General features: G+C 70.1%; 30 protein-coding genes and 1 tRNA gene. 21 read left to right on the forward strand and 10 right to left on the reverse strand.

The genetic code is table 11. The features are described 5' to 3' along the window. Positions 1-58: 58 nt before the first annotated feature. From H6G16_RS08125 to larB, 5 genes are read left to right on the forward strand one after another with little or no spacing between them, the layout of a single operon-like run. The gene (locus tag H6G16_RS08125) at positions 59-484 is read left to right on the forward strand and encodes an NfeD family protein (RefSeq protein ID WP_190389822.1); all 426 of its coding nucleotides are present in this window, start codon (positions 59-61) and stop codon (positions 482-484) included. Positions 485-503: 19 nt separating this feature from the next. After that, on the forward strand, positions 504-989 hold the full coding sequence (gene ispF, locus H6G16_RS08130; protein ID WP_190389823.1) for a 2-C-methyl-D-erythritol 2,4-cyclodiphosphate synthase: 486 nt from the start codon (positions 504-506) through the stop codon (positions 987-989). Beyond that, a complete protein-coding gene (locus H6G16_RS08135; RefSeq protein WP_190389824.1) occupies positions 986-1,447 on the forward strand; it encodes a TIGR03792 family protein in 462 nt (153 codons plus the stop codon). Before ispF ends, H6G16_RS08135 begins: the two co-directional genes overlap by 4 nt. Further along, positions 1,444-2,265, forward strand: a complete 822-nt coding sequence (locus tag H6G16_RS08140) for a methyltransferase domain-containing protein (protein ID WP_190389825.1) — start codon at positions 1,444-1,446, stop codon at positions 2,263-2,265. Before H6G16_RS08135 ends, H6G16_RS08140 begins: the two co-directional genes overlap by 4 nt. 16 nt (positions 2,266-2,281) lie before the next feature. Next, positions 2,282-2,983, forward strand: coding sequence for a nickel pincer cofactor biosynthesis protein LarB (gene larB / locus H6G16_RS08145; protein WP_190389826.1), 702 nt, complete (start codon positions 2,282-2,284; stop codon positions 2,981-2,983). Here the strand turns inward: larB and H6G16_RS08150 are convergent. The 5 genes from H6G16_RS08150 to H6G16_RS08170 all read right to left on the reverse strand — a co-directional run bounded on the left by H6G16_RS08150 (position 2,955) and on the right by H6G16_RS08170 (position 6,587). Beyond that, complete coding sequence (locus H6G16_RS08150) at positions 2,955-3,113, reverse strand: hypothetical protein (RefSeq protein WP_190389827.1); 159 nt, start codon at positions 3,111-3,113, stop codon at positions 2,955-2,957. The genes larB and H6G16_RS08150 overlap by 29 nt on opposite strands. Positions 3,114-3,229: 116 nt before the next feature. Continuing rightward, complete coding sequence (locus tag H6G16_RS08155; RefSeq protein ID WP_242036311.1) at positions 3,230-4,162, reverse strand: DUF1517 domain-containing protein; 933 nt, start codon at positions 4,160-4,162, stop codon at positions 3,230-3,232. A 67-nt stretch (positions 4,163-4,229) separates the two neighbouring features. Next, a complete protein-coding gene (gene thiS, locus H6G16_RS08160; RefSeq protein WP_190389829.1) occupies positions 4,230-4,436 on the reverse strand; it encodes a sulfur carrier protein ThiS in 207 nt (68 codons plus the stop codon). Beyond that, positions 4,433-5,506, reverse strand: coding sequence for a thiamine phosphate synthase (locus tag H6G16_RS08165; RefSeq protein WP_242036299.1), 1,074 nt, complete (start codon positions 5,504-5,506; stop codon positions 4,433-4,435). The genes thiS and H6G16_RS08165 overlap by 4 nt, the downstream gene beginning before the upstream one ends. A 97-nt stretch (positions 5,507-5,603) precedes the next feature. Continuing rightward, positions 5,604-6,587, reverse strand: coding sequence for a bifunctional riboflavin kinase/FAD synthetase (locus tag H6G16_RS08170; protein WP_190389990.1), 984 nt, complete (start codon positions 6,585-6,587; stop codon positions 5,604-5,606). 78 nt (positions 6,588-6,665) lie between these two features. Between H6G16_RS08170 and H6G16_RS08175 the strand changes: the two genes are divergently transcribed. Further along, the gene (locus H6G16_RS08175; protein WP_190389831.1) at positions 6,666-7,247 is read left to right on the forward strand and encodes a DUF3611 family protein; all 582 of its coding nucleotides are present in this window, start codon (positions 6,666-6,668) and stop codon (positions 7,245-7,247) included. A 7-nt stretch (positions 7,248-7,254) separates the two neighbouring features. Here the strand turns inward: H6G16_RS08175 and surE are convergent, their stop codons facing one another. Further along, a complete protein-coding gene (gene surE / locus H6G16_RS08180) occupies positions 7,255-8,061 on the reverse strand; it encodes a 5'/3'-nucleotidase SurE (RefSeq protein ID WP_190389832.1) in 807 nt (268 codons plus the stop codon). A gap of 72 nt (positions 8,062-8,133) precedes the next feature. On the opposite strand from surE, the gene pheS reads away from it, so the two are divergent. The 4 genes from pheS to H6G16_RS08200 are packed head-to-tail and all read left to right on the forward strand — an operon-like array spanning position 8,134 to position 11,254. Further along, on the forward strand, positions 8,134-9,141 hold the full coding sequence (gene pheS, locus H6G16_RS08185) for a phenylalanine--tRNA ligase subunit alpha (RefSeq protein WP_190389833.1): 1,008 nt from the start codon (positions 8,134-8,136) through the stop codon (positions 9,139-9,141). Positions 9,142-9,195: 54 nt separating this feature from the next. Further along, on the forward strand, positions 9,196-10,113 hold the full coding sequence (locus H6G16_RS08190) for an NAD(+) kinase (RefSeq protein WP_190389834.1): 918 nt from the start codon (positions 9,196-9,198) through the stop codon (positions 10,111-10,113). Next, on the forward strand, positions 10,110-10,775 hold the full coding sequence (locus H6G16_RS08195) for a winged helix-turn-helix domain-containing protein (RefSeq protein WP_190389835.1): 666 nt from the start codon (positions 10,110-10,112) through the stop codon (positions 10,773-10,775). The genes H6G16_RS08190 and H6G16_RS08195 overlap by 4 nt, the downstream gene beginning before the upstream one ends. Before the next feature lie 41 nt (positions 10,776-10,816). Continuing rightward, complete coding sequence (locus H6G16_RS08200) at positions 10,817-11,254, forward strand: DUF192 domain-containing protein (RefSeq protein ID WP_242036313.1); 438 nt, start codon at positions 10,817-10,819, stop codon at positions 11,252-11,254. Here the strand turns inward: H6G16_RS08200 and cbiE are convergent. Continuing rightward, positions 11,235-12,530: a precorrin-6y C5,15-methyltransferase (decarboxylating) subunit CbiE gene (gene cbiE, locus H6G16_RS08205; protein WP_190389837.1), complete on the reverse strand. Its 1,296-nt coding sequence runs from the start codon at positions 12,528-12,530 to the stop codon at positions 11,235-11,237. The two genes, H6G16_RS08200 and cbiE, sit on opposite strands and share 20 nt — an antisense overlap. A 41-nt stretch (positions 12,531-12,571) precedes the next feature. Here cbiE and H6G16_RS08210 point away from each other — a divergent pair, with 41 nt between their 5' ends. The 6 genes from H6G16_RS08210 (at position 12,572) to ribD (ending at position 17,756) form a co-directional block, all read left to right on the forward strand. Further along, positions 12,572-12,844 (forward strand): hypothetical protein, encoded by a 273-nt coding sequence (locus H6G16_RS08210; RefSeq protein WP_242036300.1) that lies wholly within the window; start codon positions 12,572-12,574, stop codon positions 12,842-12,844. Between the two features lie 27 nt (positions 12,845-12,871). Beyond that, positions 12,872-15,400 (forward strand): GH116 family glycosyl hydrolase, encoded by a 2,529-nt coding sequence (locus tag H6G16_RS08215; RefSeq protein ID WP_190389838.1) that lies wholly within the window; start codon positions 12,872-12,874, stop codon positions 15,398-15,400. Then, on the forward strand, positions 15,397-15,885 hold the full coding sequence (locus H6G16_RS08220; RefSeq protein WP_190389839.1) for a DUF3122 domain-containing protein: 489 nt from the start codon (positions 15,397-15,399) through the stop codon (positions 15,883-15,885). Before H6G16_RS08215 ends, H6G16_RS08220 begins: the two co-directional genes overlap by 4 nt. A gap of 173 nt (positions 15,886-16,058) precedes the next feature. Further along, positions 16,059-16,358 (forward strand): hypothetical protein, encoded by a 300-nt coding sequence (locus H6G16_RS08225; protein ID WP_190389840.1) that lies wholly within the window; start codon positions 16,059-16,061, stop codon positions 16,356-16,358. A gap of 15 nt (positions 16,359-16,373) precedes the next feature. Next, positions 16,374-16,586, forward strand: a complete 213-nt coding sequence (locus H6G16_RS08230) for a hypothetical protein (protein ID WP_190389841.1) — start codon at positions 16,374-16,376, stop codon at positions 16,584-16,586. 75 nt (positions 16,587-16,661) lie between these two features. Further along, complete coding sequence (gene ribD / locus H6G16_RS08235; protein WP_190389842.1) at positions 16,662-17,756, forward strand: bifunctional diaminohydroxyphosphoribosylaminopyrimidine deaminase/5-amino-6-(5-phosphoribosylamino)uracil reductase RibD; 1,095 nt, start codon at positions 16,662-16,664, stop codon at positions 17,754-17,756. Here the strand turns inward: ribD and H6G16_RS08240 are convergent. The 3 genes from H6G16_RS08240 to H6G16_RS08250 are packed head-to-tail and all read right to left on the reverse strand — an operon-like array spanning position 17,722 to position 19,101. Continuing rightward, positions 17,722-18,213: a DUF427 domain-containing protein gene (locus tag H6G16_RS08240; protein WP_190389843.1), complete on the reverse strand. Its 492-nt coding sequence runs from the start codon at positions 18,211-18,213 to the stop codon at positions 17,722-17,724. The two genes, ribD and H6G16_RS08240, sit on opposite strands and share 35 nt — an antisense overlap. A 7-nt stretch (positions 18,214-18,220) precedes the next feature. Beyond that, entirely contained in the window at positions 18,221-18,466 is a 246-nt protein-coding gene (locus tag H6G16_RS08245; RefSeq protein ID WP_190389844.1) for a Nif11-like leader peptide family RiPP precursor, read from the reverse strand. Further along, a complete protein-coding gene (locus H6G16_RS08250; RefSeq protein WP_190389845.1) occupies positions 18,463-19,101 on the reverse strand; it encodes an SOS response-associated peptidase in 639 nt (212 codons plus the stop codon). Before H6G16_RS08250 ends, H6G16_RS08245 begins: the two co-directional genes overlap by 4 nt. A 113-nt stretch (positions 19,102-19,214) precedes the next feature. Here H6G16_RS08250 and ftsH point away from each other — a divergent pair, with 113 nt between their 5' ends. The 5 genes from ftsH (at position 19,215) to H6G16_RS08275 (ending at position 23,303) form a co-directional block, all read left to right on the forward strand. Continuing rightward, the gene (ftsH, locus tag H6G16_RS08255; protein WP_190389846.1) at positions 19,215-21,095 is read left to right on the forward strand and encodes an ATP-dependent zinc metalloprotease FtsH; all 1,881 of its coding nucleotides are present in this window, start codon (positions 19,215-19,217) and stop codon (positions 21,093-21,095) included. Positions 21,096-21,149: 54 nt separating this feature from the next. Next, positions 21,150-22,100 carry an ornithine carbamoyltransferase gene (gene argF, locus H6G16_RS08260; RefSeq protein WP_190389847.1) on the forward strand — a complete coding sequence of 317 codons (951 nt, stop codon included), beginning with the start codon at positions 21,150-21,152 and terminating at the stop codon, positions 22,098-22,100. Positions 22,101-22,171: 71 nt separating this feature from the next. Beyond that, positions 22,172-22,789: a transcriptional repressor LexA gene (gene lexA / locus H6G16_RS08265; protein WP_190389848.1), complete on the forward strand. Its 618-nt coding sequence runs from the start codon at positions 22,172-22,174 to the stop codon at positions 22,787-22,789. Positions 22,790-22,877: 88 nt separating this feature from the next. Further along, a tRNA-Ala gene (locus H6G16_RS08270) sits at positions 22,878-22,950 on the forward strand. A gap of 56 nt (positions 22,951-23,006) precedes the next feature. Then, positions 23,007-23,303 carry a hypothetical protein gene (locus H6G16_RS08275; RefSeq protein ID WP_190389849.1) on the forward strand — a complete coding sequence of 99 codons (297 nt, stop codon included), beginning with the start codon at positions 23,007-23,009 and terminating at the stop codon, positions 23,301-23,303. Positions 23,304-23,562 lie beyond the last annotated feature (259 nt).

Raw genomic sequence — 23,562 nt, forward strand, 5'->3', positions numbered from 1 at the left:
CCAAGCATCAGGGCCTCACGCTAGTCAGCATGGGTGGGCTGAACCAGCAGCCCCTGCCATGGCCCCCGTTCCGATCCTCTGGCTGCTGCTGGCCTGCGGCCTGCTGGGGCTGGGCCTGGTGGGCGCCGACGTGGACGGCCTGCTGCCCGCTGCGGTCGTGGCCCTGGGGCTGTCGCTGGCCACGGTGTGGTGGCCGCTGCCGCCCCTGCTGCAGCTGGGATTGCTGGTGGGTCTCACCGGTCTGGGGGTGCTGGGCCTGCGGCGCTGGTCAGGGCGGCAACGCCACCACAACCTGGCGCCAGCGGAGACGGCCGAGGTGATCAGCGGCTTTGGCGAGGGCGAGACGGGCCGGGTGCGCTGGCAGGGCCAGAGCTGGAGCGCCATCAACCTCAGGGGAAGCCAGCCGCTGGCACCGGGCAGCTGGGTGACCGTGATGGGCCGCGACGGCAACCAGCTGCAGGTGATGGAGCCTGGGGGAGACTGAGACCAGAGATCAGGGGCAGATGCAACTCCGCATCGGCAACGGCTACGACATCCACCGCCTCGTGCCGGGGCGGCCGCTGATCCTCGGCGGCCAACGGCTGGAGCACCCCGCCGGCCTGGGACTCGATGGCCACAGCGATGCGGACGTGCTGGTGCATGCCGTGATGGATGCCCTGCTGGGCGCCCTGTCCCTGGGGGACATCGGCCTCTACTTCCCCCCCGATGACGCCCGCTGGCAGGGAGCCGACAGCCTGGAGCTGCTGGAACAGGTGGTGGCCCTGGTGATGGAACGGGGCTGGAGCGTGGTGAACCTGGACACGGTGGTGGTGGCCGAGCGCCCCAAGCTCAAACCCCACATCGCCGCCATGCGCGCGGCCATTGCCAGCCACATGGGCCTCGATCCAGGCCAGGTGGGCGTCAAGGCCACCACCAACGAACAACTGGGCGCCGAAGGCCGGGAGGAGGGCATCTCCTGCCACGCCGTGGCCTTGCTGCAGAAGCCATGACCCCCCTTCGCTGGCGCCGGGTTTCTAGCCTGATCGGACTGTTGTTGATTCAGGGGGTGACGCTGGTGCTGTTGCTGTCCGGCCATGCCGCGCCGGTGCGGGCGGCCTTTGCCGAGCCCGATGGCGCCTACGACGTGGTGGTGGTGGAGCACCTGCGGCTGAAGGTGCCGGCCGAGGCCCGCCAGGCCTGGATCCAGGCCGAGCAGGGCAGCTGGGAGCCCTGGCTGGCCCAGCAAGAGGGTTTCCTCGATCGCCAGCTGCTCTGGGATCCGGCCACCGAAGAGGGCACCCTGCTGATCCGCTGGGCCGATCGGGAGCACTGGAAGGCGATTCCCGATGCCGAGGTGCAGGCGGTGCAGGAGCGGTTTGAGCGGCTGGCCCGCGCCGCCACAGGCAGCAGCGACAGCGACGACAATCCCTTCCCGCTCGTGTTCGAAGGTGAGCTGCTGACGCCATGAGCGCCGCCGCGGCCAGCTACGTGCTCGGCAGCCACGCCGAGGAACGCACTCGCCTGCAACGCCAGCACGCCATCTGGCGCGAGGCCATGCTCGCCGCCTGGGATCGGGCCGGGTTTGGCCCAGGCCAGCGCCTGCTCGACCTCGGCTGCGGCCCCGGTTTCGCCAGTCTCGAGCTGGCCGAGCGGGTGGGCCCCGACGGCGAGGTGCTGGCGATCGACAATGCGTCGGCCTACCTGGAGCACTTGGAGCAGCAGCGGGGCCTGGGCCAGGTGCCCCAGTTGCGCACCCTGCAGCACGACCTCGCCCTGGCGGCCGCGGAGCTGCATTCGGGCAGCTGGGACGGGGCCTGGTGCCGCTGGGTGGCGATGTTTCTGCCCCGGCTCGAGCCGTGGCTGGATCTGGTGACAGAGGCCCGGCGGCCCGGCGGCCGGCTGGTGCTGCACGAGTACGTGCAGTGGAACACCTTCGGCCTCTATCCCGGTGGCCGCCAGCTGGCCGTGTTCGTGGAGCGCTGCATCCAGCACTGGCGCGACCACGGCGGCGACCCGGATGTGGCCCAACGGCTGCCGGCCCTGCTGGAGGCCCGCGGCTTCCGGCTGTTGCACAGCCGCAGCCTGATGGCCTGCTCCCCCAGCGATCACCCCAAGGCCCGCTGGCTGCAGGATTTCCTCGCCAGCTACCCGGCCCAGCTGGCGGCCGCTGGCCGCTGGACCGCCGAAGAGCAGGCCGCCCTGGAGGCCGAGCTCCGCCTGGCCCAGGAGCGGACCAGCCTGTGGGTGACCCCAGCCCTGGTGGAACTGGTGTGGGAGCGGCAATGACCCCACGGGAAGCGCCATGAGCAGCAACACCGGGAACGACACCGAGCACCGGCTCGATCTGGACCGCCGCCAGCGGCTGGGGATGGTGGAGGCGATCTGGGGCGAGCACAAGAGTGCCGAACAGATTGTCCGGATCTTGGAGACGCTGCACGCCGCCGGCGAACTGGCCCTGGCCACCCGCATCACCCCCGAAAAAGCCGCGGCAGTGGCGGCGCTGCTGGAACCGGCCAGGGAGTTCCAACTGCAGCACCACCCCCAGGCCCGCTGCCTCACCGCCGGCAGCCTGCCCTCAGCGGATCCCAACCGGGGCCGGGTGGCGGTGCTGGGCGGCGGCACCAGCGATCTGCCCGTGGCGGCCGAGGCCCAACTGGCCCTAGCCTGCCACGGCATCGCCAGCGAACTGGTGCTGGATGTGGGCGTGGCGGGCCTGCACCGCCTGCTGGATCGGCTCGACGCGCTGCGCAGCGCCACGGTGCTGATCGCCTGTGCCGGCATGGAGGGGGCCCTGCCCACCGTGCTGGCGGGGCTGCTGCCCCAGCCGGTGATCGGCGTGCCGGTGGCCGTGGGCTACGGGGTGAGCGCCGGCGGCACGGCAGCGCTGCACGGGATGCTGGCCAGTTGCGCCCCCGGCCTCACGGTGGTGAACATCGACAACGGCTATGGGGCCGCCATGGCCGCCCTACGCATCCTCAGCAGCCGGGCCGCAGCGGCGTCGTAGGGGGCTGGTCGATGTCGAGCAAGGTCTGGATCCAGAGCTGCATCGAGCGGGGCAGACGGCCCTGTTCGTAGCGCTCGATCGCCTGCAACAGCACGGGAGTGTTCACCCAGGACGGCGAGCGACGACCCATCGGTGCAACCGGCAGTGAAGCGTAGTGTGGGAAGCCCACGGGCCCGCCGCAAGGGCCCCGGGAGCAATCTCCCTGGGCCGTTTGCGACTCGTGCCAGGACTGCCGTTCCCGCAGGCCTAGAGGTGCTGGAGCTGGGGATAGGCGGTGAGCAGCTCTTCGGTGCTGAGCACTTCGCCGGCACCTTCCGGCTGCCAGATCACCTCGATCGCCAGCAGGTTGTCCGCACCCACCGCCCCCAGCTGTTGGAGCGACTCGCGCAGTTGGTCGGCACTGCCGGCCCCCTTGAAGTTGATGCGGTTGCGGCTGGCCACCAGCAGGGTGACGGCGATGAAGTCGCTGCTGGCATCGCTGTCGCCGGCGGCGACGCTGGCATCGCTGTAGCGCTGGCCGGCCACGTTGCTGGTCACCTCCCGCTGGAGCTTGCTGCGCTCGGCCATCGACAGGCGGTTGAAGGTGGCTTCGGCGCTGGCAAAGGGCACCTGGCCCACCTCGCCGTTGGCGTAGACCCAGAGATCGGGGTGGCGCAGCAGGGCCAGGGTGGTTTCCTGCAAGAGCACCTGGAGCCCCGCTGAGCGACTGGTGTCGGAACTGCCGGCCAGACGACGCAGATCCGTCTGCAGCTCGCGGGCCGAGGCGAGCAGTCCCACCTGCACCTGGCTGATCGTCACCGGGCCATCGGGTCGGCCACCGCCCATGAGCTCGCCGCCCCGGCCAGTGCCCAGGGCAGGCCCCTGACCACCGCCACCGCGCACCGCGTTGAGCAGCAGACCCACCACGGCCATCAGCACCAGGAAGCCGAACAGGCCGCCCCCACCAAACCCGAAGATCGGTATCAGGAAGGGAAAGCCAATGCCGCCCCCACCCCCATAGCCGCCGCGATAGCCACCGCCGTACCCGCCGCCGCCATAACTGCGGGGCATCGAAGGTGCTGATCGGAAGCTGCCACCGCCGATGCGGCCGCCACTGGCCGCCCAGCTGGGGCTCGGGTGCACCACCAGCAAGGTGAAGGCCAGCACCGGCACGGCCAGCCAGCTGAGGCAGCGCCGCAGGGTCAGGCTGGGTCCGCAGGTGGGACGGGTCGGAAGCGCCAAGGCTCCGGAAGCAAGTGGCTGGAATCTAGGAACCGCCACCCACGATGGTGACGACCTCCAGCACATCGGATTCCCCCACAATCTGGGCGGGCCAGGCCTGGCGGGGCAGGATCGTGCCGTTGAACTCCACCACCACCAGCCGGGGCTGATAGCCGAGTTCCGCGAGCACCTGCTCGAGGTTGAGCCCTGCGGAGCAGCGGCGCCGCTCCCCATTCACCTGCAGGCTGATCACAGCGGGGGAGCCTCCAGGGCAGCGAGCAACGCGGCGGCAGCTGCGCCCGGATCCACCGCCTCGGTGATCGCCCGCACCACCGCCACCCGATCGGCACCGGCGGCCCGCACCGCCGCCAGGTTGCTTGCCTCCACCCCGCCGATGGCAAAGAAGGGGATCGGACTGGCCGCCGCGGCCTGGCGCACGTAGTCGAGCCCCACCGGCTCCCGCCCGGGCTTGGTGGGGGTGGCATGCACGGGCCCGACGCCGACGTAATCACAGCCCTCGCTGACGGCCTGCTGCAGCTGGGCGAGGGCATGGGTGCTGCGGCCAATCAGCCGATCCGGGCCCAGCAGCTGGCGCGCCAGCGCCGGCGGCAGATCCCCCTGGCCCAGGTGCACCCCATCGGCTTCCACCGCCAGGGCGATGTCGATGCGATCGTTGACCAGAAACAGGGCGCCATGGGCCGCGCAGAGCTGGCGCAGGGCCCTCGCCTGGCTGAGTTTCTGCAGGTCGTCGAGACCCGCAGCTTCTTTGGCGCGGTATTGCACCAGGCGCACGCCCGCCCCAAGGGCGGCGGCCACCACCCCCTCCAGATCGGGCACCGGCGAAGTGACCAGATACAGGCGGCAACGGGCCAGGAGCTCCCGGCGCCCCTCCCCCCCCGTCGCCGCCAGACGACAGGCCTGCAGCAGGTCGACCTCCACGTCGTAGAGGAGGTAGCGCAGGGCGGCGGCCTCCTCGGCCAGGTGTGGATCGCTGCTGCGCCCAAATTCCTCCAACACCCGCAGGGCCTCCTGCACCCGGCCGGCATTCGCCCCCACCACGGCGCTGGGGCTGCGGCGCTCCGCCTGATCCGGATGGCCGAGGCCGGCGGCCGGGTCGGTGGCCGTGTGGCGGGCGAATTTGTAGGCGTCCCGATGGAGCCGGCCCAGCCGCTGGCGCATGTCCTTGGTGCGCACCACCAGGTCGCGCCGATCCAACCCGAAGCGGGCCCAGTCCTCCAGCACCCGCAGCCCCTCCCGGGCGCGGTCGAGATTGGCGTCGATCAGGCGATCGCGAGCTGGGTCATCCAGACCTTCGGGAGCCATGCTGATTAGGTTGGGTTCCATCGCGCAGGGGCCAATGGCAGGCGAACCGGGCGGAGCCGACCAGGGCAACTCCGACAGCCCGATGCTCGTGCTGGTTTCAGGGATTCTGCTGCTCGGCGGGATTGCCACCTTCATTGGCTGGGGCCTGACCCACGCCTACCCCGGCAGCTAGGGCCCTGGCCCGGTCGGCATCGAGGGCAATCTGGGCGCCCAGCTCCTCAAAGCTGGCGAAGGTCTGCTGGCGGCGCAGCAACTGCAGCGGCTCCACCACCAGCTCCACGCCCACCAGCTCCACCCGCCGATCCAGCAGGTGCACCTCCACCGCCGAGGGAGCCAGCGGATCCACCGTGGGCTGGGAGCCCAGGTTCATCACCGCAGGCAGCATCGGCCCACCCGCCACCGAGGCCGTGGCGGCGTACACCCCCTCCAGGGGCAGAAACTTGCGCCCATCCACCTGCAGGTTGGCGGTGGGCCAGCCCAGTTCCCGGCCGAGGCCGCGGCCCCGCACCACCCGCCCGCTGAAGCGATAGGGCCGCTCCAGCAGGCGACGGGCCTCGGCCACATCCCCTGCCGCCAGGGCCCGGCGAATCCGACTGCTGCTGACCCGCTCCGGGCCATCCCAGAGCATCGGCAGCACCTGCACCGCGATGCCGTGGCGCGCGCCGATGGCCGCCAGGGCCTGGCTGTCACCGCTGCGGCCCACCCCGAAGCGGAAGTTGTCGCCCACGGCGATGCGCTGGGCTTGCAGCTGGCCCACCAGCACCTGCTCCACGAAGGCCTCGGGGCTCAGGGCCGCCAGCTCGGTGGTGAACGGCACCAGCACCAGCTGCTCAATGCCCAGCGGCTCCAGCAAATGCAGCTTCTCAGCGGGCAGATCCAGCCGCAGCCGCGCCTCCCCGTGCAGGACCTCCCGGGGGTGGGGCCAGAAGCTCACCACCGTGGGCGTTGCGCCGCCAGCCTCCACGGCCGCGCCGGTGACGGCCGCGATCACGCGGCGGTGGCCCCGGTGCAGGCCGTCGAAACTGCCGAGGGCGATGGCGGTGGGCCGCCGCGCCTCCTGGGGTGATCGCAGGGGTATCAACGCTACGGAACCCAAAGGCAACGGGAGCCAAATCGATCCTCCCATGGCACCTTTGGGGCAACTCACCAAGATGGCTGGATGGCTGACCGCCTCGACCTGCAGCTGATCGCCGCGGCCCTGCGGCGCATGGGCTGGGTGCGCTTCTGGGCCCAGGTGGTGCTGGGGGTGGTGGTGGTTGGGGTGCAGCTGTTCAACAACATCGGCGGCCGCCTGGCGGCCAACTCCTCCCGGGCCCTGGGCCTGGGGCCCGGCATTTCACTCACCACCCTCGCCTTCCTGCTGCTGCTCTGGTGCATCTGGCAGAGCTGGCTCGTGGTGCGCTGCGGCCGCGCCCTGGCCAGCCCGGTGCACCCCAGCAAGGGGGAAACGGCGCGGCTGATCAAGCGCGGCGTGCTGGCCGACCTGGTGGGCATCACCCTGGCCGTGGTGGGCTACCAGTCGCTGGCGGGCAGTCTGTTCGTGCAGGCGTCCCAGCAGGTGCCAGGGTTCTTCGGCGCCCAGATCCAGGCCACCCCCGGAGCCGCCGGGCGGGTCGTGGGCCTGCCCATCACCTCAATTGAAATGCTCTCGGTGCTGGGCAACACCCAGGTGCTGTTCGCCCACCTGATCGGCCTGTGGATCAGCCTCTGGTTGCTGCAGCGGATCTACCGCCAGGCCTGATCCACAGCTACTGGTCAGGCTCCATCGCTGCCAGCTCGGGCAGGTCGCGGGTGACTCCACGCCAGAAAATGTCGGGCTGGAGCGGGGTGAGGGCAGCCCCGCCGCCATTGATCTGGGCCACATCGGTGGGCCAGGCCGCCGGCCCCGACACCTGGGCCTCCAGGTCGTTGACCACCTCGCCGGCCAACCAGTAGTAGGTGTGGCCGCGGGGATCGACCCGCTGCTCGAACTGGTCGGTGTAGCGGCGCACCGCCGAGCGGCACCAGCGCAGGGGGCCGATCGCTTCGGCGGGCCTGGGCGGCACGTTGAGGTTGAGCAACATGTTCTCGGGCCAGCCCTGGGCGAGCATCTGCTCGGCCACGTCGAGGGCCAACCGGGCCGCCGGGGTGAACTGGCGCCACTGGAAGTCGGCACTGCTGACGGCCAGCGCGGGCAGGCCCTCGATCGTGCCTTCCATCGCGGCGCTCACCGTGCCGGAGTAGATCACGTCCGTGCCCAGGTTGGGCCCGTGGTTGATGCCGGAAAGCACCAGATCCGGCCACTCTTCCAGCAGGGAAAAGAGGGCGAGCTTGACGCAGTCCGAGGGGGTGCCACTGCAGGCCCAGGCCTGCACCCCGTCGTCGAACAGCTCATCGGCCCGCTCCGCCCGGATGGGGGTGTGGAGGGTGAGGCCATGGCCGGTGGCCGAGCGCTCCTGATCCGGACAGACCACGCTCACCTGGTGGCCGCGGGCCAGGGCCGCGTTGGCCAGGGTGCGGATGCCTTCAGCGAACACCCCATCGTCGTTGCTGATCAGGATCCTGAGCGGTGCCATCGGGCCCAGCGCCATCTCGCCGCAAGGTAACTGGGGCGGCTCCTTACAGTCGCCATTCCCTCAGCCCCTGCCGTGAGCGCCACCGTGTCCCTGCAGCAGCTCACCGACCAGCTTCAGGAGCTGGAAACCCAGGCCGCGGCTGAGATCTCCGCCGCCACCACCGCCGCCGAGCTCGAACAGCTGCGGGTGGGGCTCCTGGGCAAGAAAGGGCGCCTCTCGGGCGTGCTCGGGGCCATGGGCAAGCTGCCCGGCGACGAACGGCCGTTGATCGGCCAGCGGGCCAACGTGCTCAAGGAGCAGGTGCAGGCGCTGCTCGGCGAACGGCTCACAGCCGTCAACCGGGCAGCCATGGCCGAACGGATCGCCCGGGAGAGCCTCGATGTCACCGCCCCCTGCAGCTACACGCCACCGGGGCACCGCCACCCCTTGATCAGCACGATCGAGGAGATCGTCGACATCTTTTCCGGCCTGGGCTACCGGGTGTCGGAGGGCCCCGAGATCGAAACCGACTACTACAACTTCACCGCCCTCAACATCCCGGAGCACCATCCGGCCCGGGACATGCAGGACACCTTCTACCTGGAGGACGGTCGCCTGCTGCGCACCCACACCTCACCGGTGCAGATCCGCTACCTAGAGAACAACCCACCGCCGGTGCGGGTGATTGCCCCGGGCCGCGTTTATCGCCGGGATGCGGTGGATGCCACCCACTCGCCGGTGTTCCACCAGGTGGAGGTGCTGGCCCTTGATGAGGGGCTGGATTTCAGCCACCTGCGCGGCACCGTCACCGCCTTCCTGCAGCAGTTCTTCGGCGACCTACCCGTGCGCTTCCGGGCCAGCTACTTCCCCTTCACCGAGCCCAGCGCCGAGGTGGATGTGCAGTGGCGCGGCCGCTGGCTGGAGGTGATGGGCTGCGGCATGGTCGACCCCGCCGTGCTCACCGGCATGGGGCTCGATCCTGAGCGCTGGAGTGGCTTTGCCGCCGGCCTGGGCGTCGAGCGCTTCTGCATGGTGCGCCACGGCATCGACGACATCCGCCGCCTCTACACCAGCGATCTGCGCTTCCTCGAGCAGTTTTAGGAGGGCGGTTTAAAAGGGGCCCCATAAACTCAGGCAGTCCTCCGCTCCCGATCGGTGCCCCGCGTCGGACTGATCGTGAATGACGGCAAGGACCTGGCCCTGGCCACCGCCGATGCCATCGAGGCCCGCTTCCGTTCGGCCGGCTATGGCGTGGTGCGGGTGAGCAGCTCGGGCGGCATGGTGGGTTTCGCCAACCCCGACCAGCACCTGCGCACCCGCGGCTACGCCGCTTGCGTGCCGGCGGATTTCGATCGCGACCTCAGCCTGGCGGTGGTGCTCGGCGGCGACGGCACCGTGCTCTCCGCCGCCCGCCAGACGGCCCCGATCGGCGTGCCGATCCTCACGGTCAACACCGGCCATCTGGGCTTTCTGGCCGAGGCCTACCTGCACCAGCTGGAGGCCGCCCTCGACCAGGTGCTCACCGGCGAGTGGACGGTGGAGGAACGCACGATGCTGATCGTCAGCGTGATGCGCGGCGACCAGCGGCGCTGGGAGGTGCTGTGCCTCAACGAGATGGCCCTGCACCGCGAGCCACTCACCTCGATGTGCCACTTCGAGATCGCCATCGGCCGCCATGCCCCGGTGGACATCGCCGCCGACGGGGTGATCCTGGCCACACCCACGGGCTCCACCGCCTATGCCCTCAGCGCCGGCGGCCCGGTGATCACCCCCGACTGTCCGGTGCTCCAGCTCACGCCGATCGCGCCCCACTCCCTGGCCTCGCGGGCCCTGGTGTTCAGCGACCGGGAGCCGGTGACCGTGTTTCCGGCAACGCCGGAGCGGCTGATGATGGTGGTGGACGGCAGCGCCGGCTGTTACATCTGGCCGGAGGATCGGGTGCTGGTGCGCCGCAGTGAGCAGCCGGTGCGGTTCGTGCGCCTGGCCGACCACGAGTTCTTCCAGGTGCTGCGCAACAAGTTGGGCTGGGGCCTGCCCCACGTGGCCAAGCCCGGCAACGGCACGGCGCCGTGAGCGATCCCCAGATCCTGCTGCTGGGCCCGGAGGCCGAAGCCCTGGCCGCACGGCTGGAGGCCTCGGGCTACGCCTGCAGCCGCGGGGGCCAGGGCCCGGAGGGCAGTCCGGATGCGGTGCTGCTGTCGGCGGGGGAGGCAGGCCGCATCGCCGCCTTGCGGGCCCGGTGGGGCAACGTGCCCCTGCTCCTGGACGTGGGCGATGACACCGTGGAGGCCCGGGTGCACTGCCTCAGCTCCGGCGCCGACGACTTCTGGCTCTCCAACCTGGGGCCCAGCGACCTGCTGATGCGGCTGCGGCTGCACCTCGATCTCACCCGCCGCGCCAACGTGCCGGCCCAGTTGCTTCAGGTGGGTGACCTGGTGGTGAACCCGAGCACCCGCCAGGTGAAGCGGGGCCCCCGGCCCGTGGGACTCACTTCACGGGAATACCAGCTGCTCCTGCTGCTGCTCGAGCGCAAGGGCACGGTGGTGAGCCGGGATCTGATCCTGCGCCAGGTGTGGAAGGACGATCAGGCCACCACCAGCAATGTGATCGAGGTGTACGTGCGCTACCTGCGCCAGAAGCTGGAAGAGGGCGGCGAACGGCGGCTGATCCACACCATTCGCGGCCAGGGCTACTGCCTCAGCGAGCGGCTGCCCCACCTGGAGGAGCGCGGCTGATGGCCCCCCGTGCCTGGATGGCGGGCCTGGGACTTCCCGGGATGGCGGCCCTGCTGAGCGGCTTCACGCCACCGCCCCAATGGCTGCCGGTCTCGGCCCAGTGGTGCCTGGCCCCCGATCGCTGCATTGCGCTGGAGGTGGCCGACACCCCCGAGAAACAGAGCAAGGGCCTGCAACTGCGGCCCGCCCTACCGCCGCTGCGGGGCATGTGGTTCCCCTACAGCCCGCCCTCACTGGCCCGCTTCTGGATGCACCGCACCCCCGAGCCCCTCGACATGCTGTTCGTACGGGGCGGCCGGGTGGTGGCGATCGAGGCCCGCACCGCCCCCTGCCTGCGGCTGCCCTGCCGCAGCTATGGCCCCGACCAGGAGGTGGATGGGGTGCTGGAACTGGCCGCCGGCCAGGCCGAAGCCCTCGGGATCGCGGTGGGCAGCCCAGTGCGGATTGAACCGGTCACCATCACCACCGGGCAGCCCTAGGCAGGCCCCCCTTCAACACCAGCACCGGATTGAGCGGCGCCAGGCGGGTGCCGTCGGCCAGGGGGGCACCGCGCCAGGCCTGGTGCTGGGCCACCGCCACCCGGCAGCCAGCCTGCTCCAGCAGGGGCCGCAACTCCGCCAGGGCCTCCAGCGTGGCCAGCGGGATCACCACCATCCCGCCCGGCCGCAGCCGCTGCAGCACCGCCGCCAACACGGCCGCCCGCTCACGGCCGCCGCCACCGATCAACACCCGGTCGGGATCGGGAAGTTGGGCCAACGCCTCAGGCGCCCGGCCCTGGTGGATCCCCGCCGGCTGCACCCCGAGCCGCTCGGCATTGGCCGCGATCAACGCCGCCGAGCCACCCCGTTGCTCCACAAACCAACCCTCCAAGCCCGGCCGCAGCCGCAGGGCCTCCAGGCCCACCGACCCCACGCCGGCACCCACGTCCCAGAGCACGCCAGCCGCAGGCAGCTCCAGATCGGCCAGCAGCTGGATGCGCACCTCCCGCTTGGTCATCAGACCCGGGCGATCCTCGTGCTGCAGGAACAGGCCATCGTCCAGACCGAACAGGGGCAGGGCGGCCGGGTCCGCAGGCGGCGGCGGGGGCTCGGCGATCAACAGCACCAGGTGCAGGGGATCGCAGTCGACGGGCACGGGCTCGCCGGGGGCCAACCGCTGCACCCGCTCCTCGGGGTGGCCCAGCCGCTCGCCCAGCCAGAAGGCGTAGGCCGCCTCCAGGCCTGAGGCCGCCAGGATCCGCCGCACCTCGTCCGCACCGCCGCGGCCCGGGTCGGTGAGCACGGCCAGGGCGGCAGGCCGTTTCTGCAGGGCCGCCGCCAGAGGTTCCGGGTCGCGGCCGTGCAGGCTGATCCAACTGGCGTCCTGCCAGGGACGGCCGAGGCGGGCGAAGGCCAGCTGCAACGAGCTGGGGGCCGGATGGAAGCGCAGCCGCGCGGGGCCGAAGTGCTGCAGCAGCAGCCGGCCAATGCCAAACCAGAGCGGATCTCCGCTGGCCAGCAGCACCGCCGGCCGGCCCGCGGCGAGCGCGTCCTCCACGGGCCCAACGATCTGCTCCGGCCGGTCGCTGGCCAGGAGCTGGGGGCAGGGGCTCTCCACGGGGATTCGGCCAGCCGCCTGCTCGGCCTGCCACCAGGGCTCCAGCTCCCCCAGCAGCCGCGCCGGCGCCATCAGCAGCTGGGCCTGCCGCACCAGCCCCAGGCTGCGGGGAGCCAGGCCCGCCAAGCCCCCCGCATCGGTGCCGATCACCTCCAACACGGCCAGCTCCGCCAGGGCGCCCCACGGTCACTGGAGCCATGATGCTCAGCCACGTGCCCCCCGGCCTGGCCATGAGCAACCGCCGCCAGCGGATTCACGACCTGGTGCTGGCCCTGCTGGCCCAACAGAACGACCTGGAGCTGCTGGCCGGGGACGGCACGGGCCTGCCCAGCGGCGATCCCGGCAATTGGATCGAACGCAACCGCCGGGTGGTGCAGCGCTACCAGGCCCTGGTGCGCTCCGCCGTCACCCTCGACGCCCTGGTGGACCAGGAGGTGAACGGGGGCTTCCCCTCCCAGGCCAGTGACCTCTGACAAGCTGGGCAAACCTTTTCTGGCCCCATGGCGCGCTTCGGCCTCTCTGCCCTGACCACGCTGCTGAAGGGCAAAGGCTCCCCGCGAGCAGGCGCCCCTGGCGACCCGGCCCCCGCCGCCAGCTGGAGCCGGCCCTTCGGCCTGGGCTGGGAGCAGCCCTACACGGTGCGCTACGCCAGCAACCTCGACGACGGCCCCAACCACGGCATGCCCCTGGGGGGCTTCGGCGCCGGCTGCATCGGCCGCGCCCCCGACGGCAGCTTCAACCTCTGGCACCTCGACGGCGGCGAGCACTGGTTCGGCACCCTGCCCGACTGCCAGTTCGCCCTGTTTGAAAGCGACGGCGAGCAGAGCCGGGCCCACGCCCTGGCGGTGAAGCCCGAGGCCGATGCCTCCCGGCCCGGGGCAGGCGAGCCCCTCAGCGCCTGGAGCTGGTACCCCGCCAGCACCCCCGACCAGGCCACCGGCACCTATGCCGCCCGCTACCCCCTCAGCAGCACCCAGTACACGGGCGTGTTCAACGCCGAGGTGCACTGCGAGGCCTTCAGCCCCATCCTGCCCGGTGACTACCAACGCACCAGCTACCCGGTGGCAGTGTTCGTCTGGACCCTCACCAACCCCACCAACCGCCCGCTCGACCTCTCGCTGCTGCTGAGCTGGCGCAACACCACGGGCTGGTTCACCAACACCGACCCCACGGCAGCGGTGGAGTTCCGCGACGACGGCAGCCCGGAGCACAACTATGTGCCGGCCATCGGCCGCAGCCAGGGCCAGCGCAACCGCTGGGTAGACCAGCCGGGCCTCCAGGGGGTGCTGCTGGAAGGGGAGCGCGCCACGCCGGTCGCTGAGGGCCAGGGCCAGTGGTGCCTCGCCACTGATGCCGGCCTGATCGAGCGCCACCCGGGCCTGAGCATCCAGCGCTGCAGCCGCTGGGATCCCAGCGGCAGTGGCGCCGAGCTGTGGGAGCCCTTCGCACGCGATGGCTCCATTCCCGACAGCAACAACGACCGCCGCAGCGCGGACCAGGGTCCGGCCAGCGCGGCCCTGGCGGTGCGCTGCCAGCTGGAGCCCGGACAGAGCCTTGAAATCCCGCTGGTGATCAGCTGGGATCTGCCGGTCACGGCCTTTGCCACCGGCACCCGGGCCCTGCGCCGCTACACCGATGTCTTTGGCAGCAGCGGCGACAATGCCGCCGCCATCGCCGCCGAGGCCCTGCGCGACTGGCGCGACTGGCGCGCCCAGATCGAGGCCTGGCAGCGGCCGGTGCTGGACCGCGCCGACCTGCCGGAGCCGCTGCGCATGGCCCTGTTCAACGAGCTCTACGACCTGGCCAGCGGCGGCAGCCTCTGGAGCGCCGCCAGCCCCGAGGATCCCGTGGGCCGTTTCGGGGTGCTCGAGTGCCTCGACTACGCCTGGTACGAGAGCCTCGACGTGCGGCTCTACGGCTCCTTTGCCCTGCTGCAGCTCTGGCCCGAGCTCGACAAGGCGGTGCTGCGCAGCTTTGCCCGCGCCATCCCGGCCGCCGATGCCACCCCCCGGCCGATCGGCTGGTATTTCACCCAGGGCAAGGGCCGGGTGGAGGCCGCCCGCAAGTTGGCCGGCGCCACCCCCCACGATTTGGGCGCGCCGAATGAGCGGCCCTGGGATGCCACCAACTACACCGCCTACCAGGACTGCAACCTCTGGAAAGACCTGGCCAGCGACTTCGTGCTGCAAGTGTGGCGCACCTTCCGGCTCGCCCCCAGCGGCGAAGACCTGCGTTTCCTGGCGGACTGCTGGCCGGCGGCGGTGCAGGCCCTGCGCTACCTGAAAACCTTCGACGCCAACGACGACGGCCTGCCCGACAACGGCGGTGCCCCCGACCAGACCTTTGACGATTGGCCCCTCAAGGGGGTGAGCGCCTACTGCGGCGCCCTCTGGATCGCAGCCTTGGAGGCGGCCCTGGCCATGGCCCAGCGGCTCCAGCTGGATCTGGGGCTCGACACGAGCGGCGAGCAGCGGGAGTTTGGCAGCTGGCTGGAGCAGAGCCGCGCCCATTTCGACGCCCTGCTCTGGAACGGCGAGTACTACAACATCGACGCCGAAAGCGGCACCCCCGTGGTGATGGCCGACCAGCTCTGCGGCGATTTCTACGCCCGCCTGCTGGGGCTGCCCGCCGTGGTGGCTGATGAGCGGGCCCGCAGCTCCCTGAAGGCTGTGAAGGAGGCCTGCTTCGAGGGCTTCCGCGGTGGCCAGCTCGGGGTGGCCAACGGCCTGCGCCGCGACGGCACCCCCCTCGATCCCAACGGCACCCACCCCCTGGAGGTGTGGACCGGCATCAACTTCGGCCTGGCGGCCTACTACCGCCTGATGGGCGATACGGGCACGGCTTTCGCCATCACCGGTGCCGTGGTGAAGCAGGTGTACACCGGCGGCCTGCAGTTCCGCACCCCGGAGGCGATCACGGCGGTGAACACCTTCCGCGCCTGCCACTACCTGCGGGCGATGGCGATCTGGGCGGTGTGGGCTACCCATACCGACTGGCAGGCGATTCCGGGGGCGGAGCGCCAGCCATGAAGCCGCTGCTCTCCCTGCTGCTCGTCCCAGTGCTGGCCCTGGCCCTGTGGCTGGGCCTACCCAGCGCCGCCCAGGCCCTGGTGCACGCCCACAACGACGAGAACGGCACCCCGGTGGTGCGCAGTCTCGAGAGCCTGCGCGACCTCGACTACCAGAGCTGGCAGGTGGTGGCCTACCGCGAAGGTCCTCCGGGCGGGCCGCTGAAGCTGCGGATTGTGGGCTACCCGGGCAAGGTGCGGCTCGACCACCCCACCGCCCTGCAGGTGCAGAGCGGACGCTTCCACTGGGAGCTGGCCGATGTCACCCTCGCCAACCCCCAGCTGGCCGCCGATGGCCGCGCCGCCGCCGCCGAATTCGACCTGGCTCCCCTGCTGGCCGACCTGCACCAGGATCGGCCGCTGCGCTTGGTGCTCCCCGGGGTGTTCGTGGAGCTACCGGTGCCGCCCTTTGTGGTGGCCGAGTGGCGCAGCCTGCCCATGGCCTAGCCCAAAAGCCACTCACCCCAAGGGAGCTTTCAACAGTCCCATCGGGCCAGGATTGTTAACAACAGCTCCTCTGAAAGCCAACGCTTATCCATCAAGGCGACGCACCGCCCCTCCAGACACGATTGGATTAATCAAGGTAGAGTCACGACAACGTTGTGCACCAGGATGGCCCTATGGTTAGCTTTTCCAAAAGCATCGCAGTCGTTGCGAGCCTGACAACCATTGCGGTTGCTGCCGTTGCCGCCGTGAGATACTTTGACGGCATGGATGGGCAAATAAAAGAACAAAAGACCTTGATTGAGAAGCTACAAAAAGAGCTCAAAGACCGTGGAAATGGCAGCCAAAATCCCCAATCCCAATCTCCTACAACTCCATCACTGAGCGCCCCACCTGCTGCGCCCCTGCAGGAGCCTCCCCCCCTGCCGCCCATCCCAGCTGCAGACGAGACCAAACCTGCAGCATCCGCGCCTTGACGCCATCATGCAGCCATGAACGTGCTGATCGGCCTTGGTTTGTCGATGACCATCATCTGGATGGTTGTAAAAGTCCTGTCGGGGAGGCCTCGGCCCCACCGCGAGGATTTCAAGCCAATCTCCTTGGATCAGGAACGCCCTAGGGCCCTCTCCTACACGGAAATGATGAATTCAGGGAAGCAACGGATGGCTCCCACATCCCACGGCGACGACTGGACTCTCTCTTAGCTTTTCCCGCTCGATTTGTAGCTCTTCCACGCCTGTTCAGTGCCACCCCCCGCCCCAAGCCCCTGGCGCCCCTGGATGCAGCGGGCCCTGCAGCTCGCCGCCCTCGGTGCCGGCCGCACCAGCCCCAACCCCCTGGTGGGCGCCGTGGTGATCGATGCCAGCGGGGCCCTGGTGGGGGAGGGCTACCACGCCCGGGCCGGCGAACCCCACGCCGAGGTGGGCGCCCTGGCCCAGGCCGGCGAACGGGCCCGGGGCGGAACCCTGGTGGTGACCCTGGAGCCCTGCTGCCACCACGGCCGCACACCCCCCTGCAGCCAGGCGGTGATCGCCGCCGGCATCGCCCGGGTGGTGGTGGCCATGGCCGACCCCAACCCCCAGGTGGCCGGAGGCGGGCTGGCCCAGCTGCGGGCTGCCGGCATCGACGTGATCTGCGGCGTGGCTGAGGCCGAAGCCCGCGCCCTCAACCGCCCCTTTCTCCACCGCATCGCCACGGGCCGGCCCCTGGGACTCCTCAAGTGGGCCATGGGCATCGACGGCCGCACCGCCCTCAGCAATGGCGCCAGCCAGTGGATCAGCGGGGCTGAGGCCCGCACCTGGGTGCACCGGCTGCGGGCCGGCTGCGATGCGGTGATCGTGGGCGGCGGCACCGTGCGCGGCGACGATCCCCTGCTCACCAGCCGCGGCCAGCGCCAGCCCGAGCCCCTGCGGGTGGTGCTCAGCCGCAGCCTGGACCTGCCGGCCAGCGCCCAGCTCTGGGATCAGGCCAGCGCCGCCACCCTGGTGGTCCATGGCCCGGAAGCACCGCGCGAGGCCCGCCAGCAGCTCGCGGCCCTGGGCGCGGCCCACCCCGGCCTGCAGAGCCTGGAGCTGCCCCAATGCCGCCCCAAGCTGCTGCTGGAGGCCCTGGCCGAGCGCGGCTGCAACCAGGTGCTGTGGGAGTGCGGCCCTGAACTGGCCGCAGCGGCCCTGGGCGAGGGCTGCGTGCAGGAGGTGGCTGCGGTGATCGCGCCCAAACTGATGGGGGGCCTGGCCGCCCGCACACCCCTGGGCGAGCTGGGCTTCACCGCCATGGCCCAGGTGCCCAGCTGGCAGACCCTGGCGCCCGAGGCCCTCGGCGACGACTGGCTGTGGCGGCTCAGACCAGCTCCGGATGCAGCGGATCGCCCTTGAACGGCCCCTCCACCTGGGAGGCGATCCAACCGCCGTAGAAGCCCCCCGGCTGGGGCGTCACCCGCTCGCCATCGAGCCAGCAGCCATCCATCAGGGCTGGATACACCGCCAACCAGCCGGCCAACGCCGCAAAGGCTGCCGTGGGCTCGGAGTAGGTCCACACCGCCCGCCGCAGGCGGCGCTCGGCCGGGCCACCCGGATCCACCACCACATCGAAGTAGCGGGCCACCCCCTTCCACTCGCAGAAGCTGGCACCGGCACTGGGCTGCAGCAACTCCTGCCGCACCGCCTCGGGCGGCAGGTAGACGGTGGGCGGATGGAAGGTTTCCAGAACTCGCAGGCTGCGGTGGGTGTCAGCGAGCAGCTCACCAAGGGCCTCCACCCGCACGTGGGCAGTGCTCTCCACCAGCGCCGGCGGGCGTGGATAGTCGCAGACCCGCTCGGCGGCGGCCGCCATGGGGAACTCAGGCAAGGATGAAATTGCGCAACCGCCGACCTTCCACTCCGGCTCGCTCCTGCAGCTCCGCATCGCTGAGGCTGGCCTCCTGCCGCTGCTGCGCGGCGATCACATCCGCCTCATCCAGGCTGTAGCCAGCGCCGCGGGCCAGGTCGAGGAAGGTCGGCAACTCCAGGGGCTCCGCCAGCTGGGAGGCCAGCGCCGGGGTCTGCCGGGCATGCACTAGGAAGGCATCCAGTTGCTCGAGGCTCAAAGATCCAGCTCCAACTGGGGCTGGTCTAGCCACAACGGTGCGCCATCGGCTTGCCAGTCGCCCGGGTCCCAGGGCAGCAGCAGGGGTTCCAGGGCCCGCAGGCCCGGGCCGTCGGCAGGCTCGAGCCAGGCGTCCTCCAGGCCCGTGGGAATCACCACCGGCATGCGCCGGTGGATCGGGGCCAGCAGGGCATTGGGGGCCGTGGTGAGCACGCAGCAGGTGTCCAGCTCGCTGCCATCGGGGCCGATCCAGCGGTCCCACAGACCGGCCAGCCAGAACAGGTCGCCGTCGCGGCGGCGCAGCCAGCGCCCCTTTTCCCAGAAGGCATCGGCTGGGATCAGGCAGCGACGGTGCCGCCAGGCGCCGCGGAAACTCGGCTTGAGCGCCACGGTTTCGGAGCGGGCGTGCAGGGGGCGGTGGGCGGTGGCTGGGTCCTTGACCCACTCGGGCAGCAGGCCCCACAGGGCCAGGGCCACCTGCAGCTGGCCGTTCTCCTGGCACTGGATCAGCAGGGGCTCACCCGGGCACACCTCCGCGCGCGGCGCGTAGTGGCTGCGCAGGCCCGGCGGCCAGGGCCCCTGCAGGCGCGGCAGCAGGCGCTCCAGCTGGGCGGTGAGGGAAAAGCGACCGCACATGGCGCATCAGGGGGCTGGGTTCGGAAAGAGCAGCGTTCGGTTCTCCCAACCCCCCGTTGGATCGAAGCCGGGAACAACAGGCCTAGTTTGGTTTCACCTTTGGCTGCCGCACCATGGCGATCCGCCAGGACGACAACCGCCCCAACCGCCGCTTCGGAATCATCAACCTGGTGTTGATCGGCTTCGGTGTGCTGCTGCTGTTCAGCAACTTCCTGCCCAACCCGGCCGCCCAGGTGCCGCGGGTGCCCTATTCGCTGTTCATCGACCAGGTGAACAGCAGCAACGTCAAGCGCGCCTACATCACCTCCGACCAGATCCGCTACGAGCTCAAGGAGCCCGAGGCGGAGGGTGCCCCCACCGTGCTCTCCACCACGCCGATCTTCGACATGGATCTGCCCCAGCGGCTGGAGCAGCACGGGGTGGAGTTCGCCGCTGCGCCGCCGCAGAAGCCCAGCTTCATCACCACGGCCCTGAGCTGGGTGGTGCCGCCACTGATTTTCATCCTGGTGCTGCAGTTCTTTGCCCGCCGCCAGATGGGCGGTGGGGCCCAGGGCGCCCTGAGCTTCACCAAGAGCAAGGCCAAGGTGTATGTGCCCGATGAGGAATCCCGGGTCACCTTCGCCGACGTGGCCGGTGTGGATGAGGCCAAGGCCGAACTGGCAGAAATCGTCGACTTCCTCAAAAAGCCTGAGCGCTATGCGGCCATCGGCGCCCGCATTCCCAAGGGCGTGCTGCTGGTGGGCCCTCCCGGCACCGGCAAAACCCTGCTCTCCAAGGCCGTGGCGGGCGAGGCGGAGGTGCCCTTCTTCATCATCTCCGGCTCGGAGTTCGTGGAGCTGTTCGTCGGCGCCGGCGCCGCCCGGGTGCGCGATCTGTTTGAAGAGGCCAAGAAAAAGGCTCCCTGCATCATCTTCATCGACGAACTCGACGCCATCGGCAAGAGCCGCTCCGGCTCCATGGGCGTGGTGGGGGGCAACGACGAGCGGGAGCAGACCCTCAACCAACTGCTCACGGAGATGGACGGCTTCACCGGTCAGGACAAACCGGTGATCGTGCTGGCCGCCACCAACCAGCCCGAAACCCTGGATGCGGCGCTGCTGCGGCCCGGTCGCTTCGACCGCCAGGTGCTGGTGGACCGCCCCGACCTTTCGGGCCGCAAGCTGATCCTGGAGATCTACGCCAAGAAGGTGAAGCTCTCCCCCAGCGTCGACGTCGACAAGATCGCCCAGGCCACCAGTGGCTTCGCCGGGGCGGATCTGGCCAACCTGGTGAATGAAGCGGCCCTGCTGGCCGCCCGCGCCTACCGCACCGAGGTGGAACAGGCCGACCTCAACGAGGCCATTGAACGCGTGGTGGCGGGCCTGGAGAAAAAGAGCCGGGTGCTCCAGCCCGACGAGAAGAGGGTGGTGGCCTATCACGAGGTGGGCCACGCGATCGTGGGGCACCTGATGCCCGGCGGCAGCAAGGTGGCCAAGATCTCGATCGTGCCCCGCGGCATGAGTGCCCTGGGCTACACCCTGCAGCTGCCCACCGAAGAGCGCTTCCTCAACTCCAAGGAAGACCTCGAAGGTCAGATCGCCACCCTGCTGGGTGGGCGCAGCGCCGAGGAGATCGTGTTCGGCGAAGTCACCACCGGTGCCGCCAACGACCTGCAACGGGCCACCGATATTGCCGAGCAGATGGTGGGCACCTTCGGCATGAGTGAAACCCTCGGCCCCCTGGCCTACGACAAGCAGGGCGGCAGCCGGTTCCTCGGCGGCGGCAACAACCCCCGCCGCTCCGTCAGCGACGCCACGGCCCAGGCCATCGACAAGGAGGTGCGCACCCTGGTCGACAACGCCCACGACAAGGCGCTGGCCATCCTGCGCCACAACCGTGAGCTGCTGGAGAGCATCTCCCAGCAGATCCTCGAGAAGGAGGTAATCGAAGGAGACAACCTCAAGGAGCTGCTGGCCAGCAGTGTGATGCCCGAGCAGGTTCAGGTGGCGGCCTGAACCCTTGACGCCGGGGCCCCCGATCACGGATAAGGGTTCTTTAGAGCTGCAGCGATGGCTGCCATCAACGGATACCCGGCCCTGGCAGAGCTCCACGGCCGGGATCTCCTCTCCTCCGCCGACCTGACTGCCGAGCAGACCCTGGCCCTGCTGCAGCTGGCGGCCGACCTCAAGGCGGGCCGCATCCAGGTGGATCTGGCCGGCAAAACCCTGGGCCTGATCTTCAGCAAGGCCTCCACCCGCACCCGGGTGAGCTTCACCGTGGCCATGGCGCGCCTGGGCGGTCAGACCCTCGACCTCAACCCCCAGGTGACCCAGGTGGGACGGGGCGAACCCGTGGCCGACACCGCCCGGGTGCTCAGCCGCTACGTGGATGCCCTGGCCATCCGCACCTTTGCCCAGGAGGAGCTGGCGGACTACGCCCACTGGGCGTCGATCCCCGTGATCAATGCCCTCACCGACCTGGAGCACCCCTGCCAGACCCTGGCAGACTTTCTCACCCTGCAGGAGGCCTTCGGCGAGATCGGCGGCCTCACCCTGGCCTACGTGGGTGACGGCAACAACGTGGCCCACTCGCTGATGCTCTGCGGCGCCCTGCTGGGGGTGCACGTGCGGATCGGCTGTCCGGTGGGCTTCGAGCCCGACGGGGCCGTGCTCGAGCAGTCGCGCACCCTGGCGGCCGCCCACGGCGGCAGCGTGGAGGTGCTGCATGGGCCGGTGGCAGCCGTGCGCGGAGCCCACGCCCTCTACACCGATGTGTGGGCCTCGATGGGCCAGGAAGAAGAAAAGGCCGAGCGGGAACGGGCCTTTGCCGGCTGGTGCCTGAATGAGGAGCTATTGGCAGAGGCCGATCCGCGGGCCATCGTGCTGCACTGCCTGCCGGCCTACCGGGGGCTGGAAATCAGCGCTGGTGCCATGGAAGGCAGCGCCAGCCGCATCTTCGACCAGGCCGAAAACCGCCTCCATGCCCAGCAGGCCCTGCTGGCAGCGCTGCTGGGCCGCTAGGGAAGCCCGCCCGCCCCGGGCTGGACAAAGCGCGGGCGACCTGGCAAAACTGGGCCAGTGGTTCATCTGTATTGCCGGTGCCCGAACAGCAACTGCTCACCACGGCCCAACAGGAGCTGTACGACTGGCTGGCCGACTACATCGGCGCCCACCGCCACAGCCCCTCGATCCGCCAAATGATGGAGGCCATGGGCCTGCGCTCCCCGGCGCCGATCCAGAGCCGGTTGCGCCACCTCCAGCAGAAGGGCTGGATCACCTGGCAGGAAGGTCAGGCCCGCACCCTGCAACTGCTGGGGGGCATGGCCGGGGGCATCCCCGTGCTGGGCGCCGTGGCCGCTGGCGGGCTGGTGGAAACCTTCGACGACGTGCAGGAGCACCTCGACCTGGCCCCCGTGCTCGACACCCGCGGCCTGTTCGCCCTCACCGTGAATGGGGACTCAATGGTGGATGCCCACATTGCCGATGGCGACGTGGTGCTGCTGGAGCCCGTGCCCGACCCCAGCCGCCTCAAGCCCGGCACGATCGTGAGTGCGCTGGTGCCCGGCAGCGGCACCACCCTCAAACACTTTCACCGCAAGGGAGCCACGGTGACCCTCGAAGCCGCGAACCCCGCCTACGCGCCGATCGTGCTTCCCGCCGACCAGGTGACGGTGCAGGGCAAGCTGGTCGCCGTCTGGCGCCAGGTCTGACCCCTCGGCGTTGTAAGCTCAAACAGCGCTAGGCAAGGCCCCAGGGCCAAGCGAATCGACCAGCGGTTCGTTGCCAACGCGTCCTATCGGGGCCATAGCTCAGCTGGTAGAGCACCTGCATGGCATGCAGGGGGTCAGCGGTTCGAGTCCGCTTGGCTCCATATTCATCCATTCCCTGCTCCGCAGGGAGTTGATCTCTTCCGTACTGGCTCGTTCCATGCCCCCAAGCCGAGAGCAGATCCTTGCAGCCTCGGCCGGTTGGGTGGCCGTTGTTCTGAATGTGGTGCCGGGCCTGGGAGCCGGCTACCTCTACCAGCGGCGCTGGAAGGCCTACTGGATCACCTCAGCCCTGGCAACCAGCTGGTTCGTTGCCGGTGCCCTCTTGGGGCAGAACGCAGACGCTGCCGCAGAAACCCAAAACCAACTGGTGGGGTTGGTCGGCCTGCTGCTCCTGGCCGGCGTAACCGCCACCGAAGCGGGCCTGGCGGTCAAGCGCGTTCGGCCGAGCAGCTGAGCGGCTAGGCGATCAGCGCCAGGACCAGAACCAGAGAAATCAGCCGGCGGCAGCGAGCACCCAGGAGACCGCAACAACAGTGCCCTCATGGTGCTGACAGGCCTCGACCAGAAGGTAGAACAGGCCAAGGCCAGCGTTCTCTGCGCCCCAACCCCATGGTCTTCATCTGAACAAGTCACCACGCCCCGAAATCAACCGCCACGACGAGGACGACTGGCCCATCGATCGGGGGCGCCCCTGGCTGCTGCGGCTGCTCGCC

It is taken from the genome of Cyanobium sp. FACHB-13342 (genome assembly GCF_014697415.1).
Classification (GTDB): Bacteria; Cyanobacteriota; Cyanobacteriia; order PCC-6307; family Cyanobiaceae; genus Cyanobium_A.

Coding starts and splice junctions, on each gene's coding strand:
- ftsH (WP_190389846.1), top strand. CDS start 19,215: ATGGCGATCCGCCAGGACGACAACCGCCCCAACCGCCGCTTCGGAATC.
- H6G16_RS08175 (WP_190389831.1), top strand. CDS start 6,666: ATGGCTGACCGCCTCGACCTGCAGCTGATCGCCGCGGCCCTGCGGCGC.
- H6G16_RS08225 (WP_190389840.1), top strand. CDS start 16,059: ATGGTTAGCTTTTCCAAAAGCATCGCAGTCGTTGCGAGCCTGACAACC.
- H6G16_RS08275 (WP_190389849.1), top strand. CDS start 23,007: ATGCCCCCAAGCCGAGAGCAGATCCTTGCAGCCTCGGCCGGTTGGGTG.
- ribD (WP_190389842.1), top strand. CDS start 16,662: ATGCAGCGGGCCCTGCAGCTCGCCGCCCTCGGTGCCGGCCGCACCAGC.
- larB (WP_190389826.1), top strand. CDS start 2,282: ATGAGCAGCAACACCGGGAACGACACCGAGCACCGGCTCGATCTGGAC.
- ispF (WP_190389823.1), top strand. CDS start 504: ATGCAACTCCGCATCGGCAACGGCTACGACATCCACCGCCTCGTGCCG.
- H6G16_RS08150 (WP_190389827.1), bottom strand. CDS start 3,113: ATGGGTCGTCGCTCGCCGTCCTGGGTGAACACTCCCGTGCTGTTGCAG.
- H6G16_RS08230 (WP_190389841.1), top strand. CDS start 16,374: ATGAACGTGCTGATCGGCCTTGGTTTGTCGATGACCATCATCTGGATG.
- H6G16_RS08200 (WP_242036313.1), top strand. CDS start 10,817: ATGGCGGCCCTGCTGAGCGGCTTCACGCCACCGCCCCAATGGCTGCCG.
- H6G16_RS08210 (WP_242036300.1), top strand. CDS start 12,572: ATGCTCAGCCACGTGCCCCCCGGCCTGGCCATGAGCAACCGCCGCCAG.
- H6G16_RS08125 (WP_190389822.1), top strand. CDS start 59: ATGGCCCCCGTTCCGATCCTCTGGCTGCTGCTGGCCTGCGGCCTGCTG.
- argF (WP_190389847.1), top strand. CDS start 21,150: ATGGCTGCCATCAACGGATACCCGGCCCTGGCAGAGCTCCACGGCCGG.
- H6G16_RS08240 (WP_190389843.1), bottom strand. CDS start 18,213: ATGGCGGCCGCCGCCGAGCGGGTCTGCGACTATCCACGCCCGCCGGCG.
- surE (WP_190389832.1), bottom strand. CDS start 8,061: ATGGCACCGCTCAGGATCCTGATCAGCAACGACGATGGGGTGTTCGCT.
- H6G16_RS08250 (WP_190389845.1), bottom strand. CDS start 19,101: ATGTGCGGTCGCTTTTCCCTCACCGCCCAGCTGGAGCGCCTGCTGCCG.
- H6G16_RS08135 (WP_190389824.1), top strand. CDS start 986: ATGACCCCCCTTCGCTGGCGCCGGGTTTCTAGCCTGATCGGACTGTTG.
- H6G16_RS08165 (WP_242036299.1), bottom strand. CDS start 5,506: ATGGCTCCCGAAGGTCTGGATGACCCAGCTCGCGATCGCCTGATCGAC.
- H6G16_RS08140 (WP_190389825.1), top strand. CDS start 1,444: ATGAGCGCCGCCGCGGCCAGCTACGTGCTCGGCAGCCACGCCGAGGAA.
- H6G16_RS08215 (WP_190389838.1), top strand. CDS start 12,872: ATGGCGCGCTTCGGCCTCTCTGCCCTGACCACGCTGCTGAAGGGCAAA.
- H6G16_RS08220 (WP_190389839.1), top strand. CDS start 15,397: ATGAAGCCGCTGCTCTCCCTGCTGCTCGTCCCAGTGCTGGCCCTGGCC.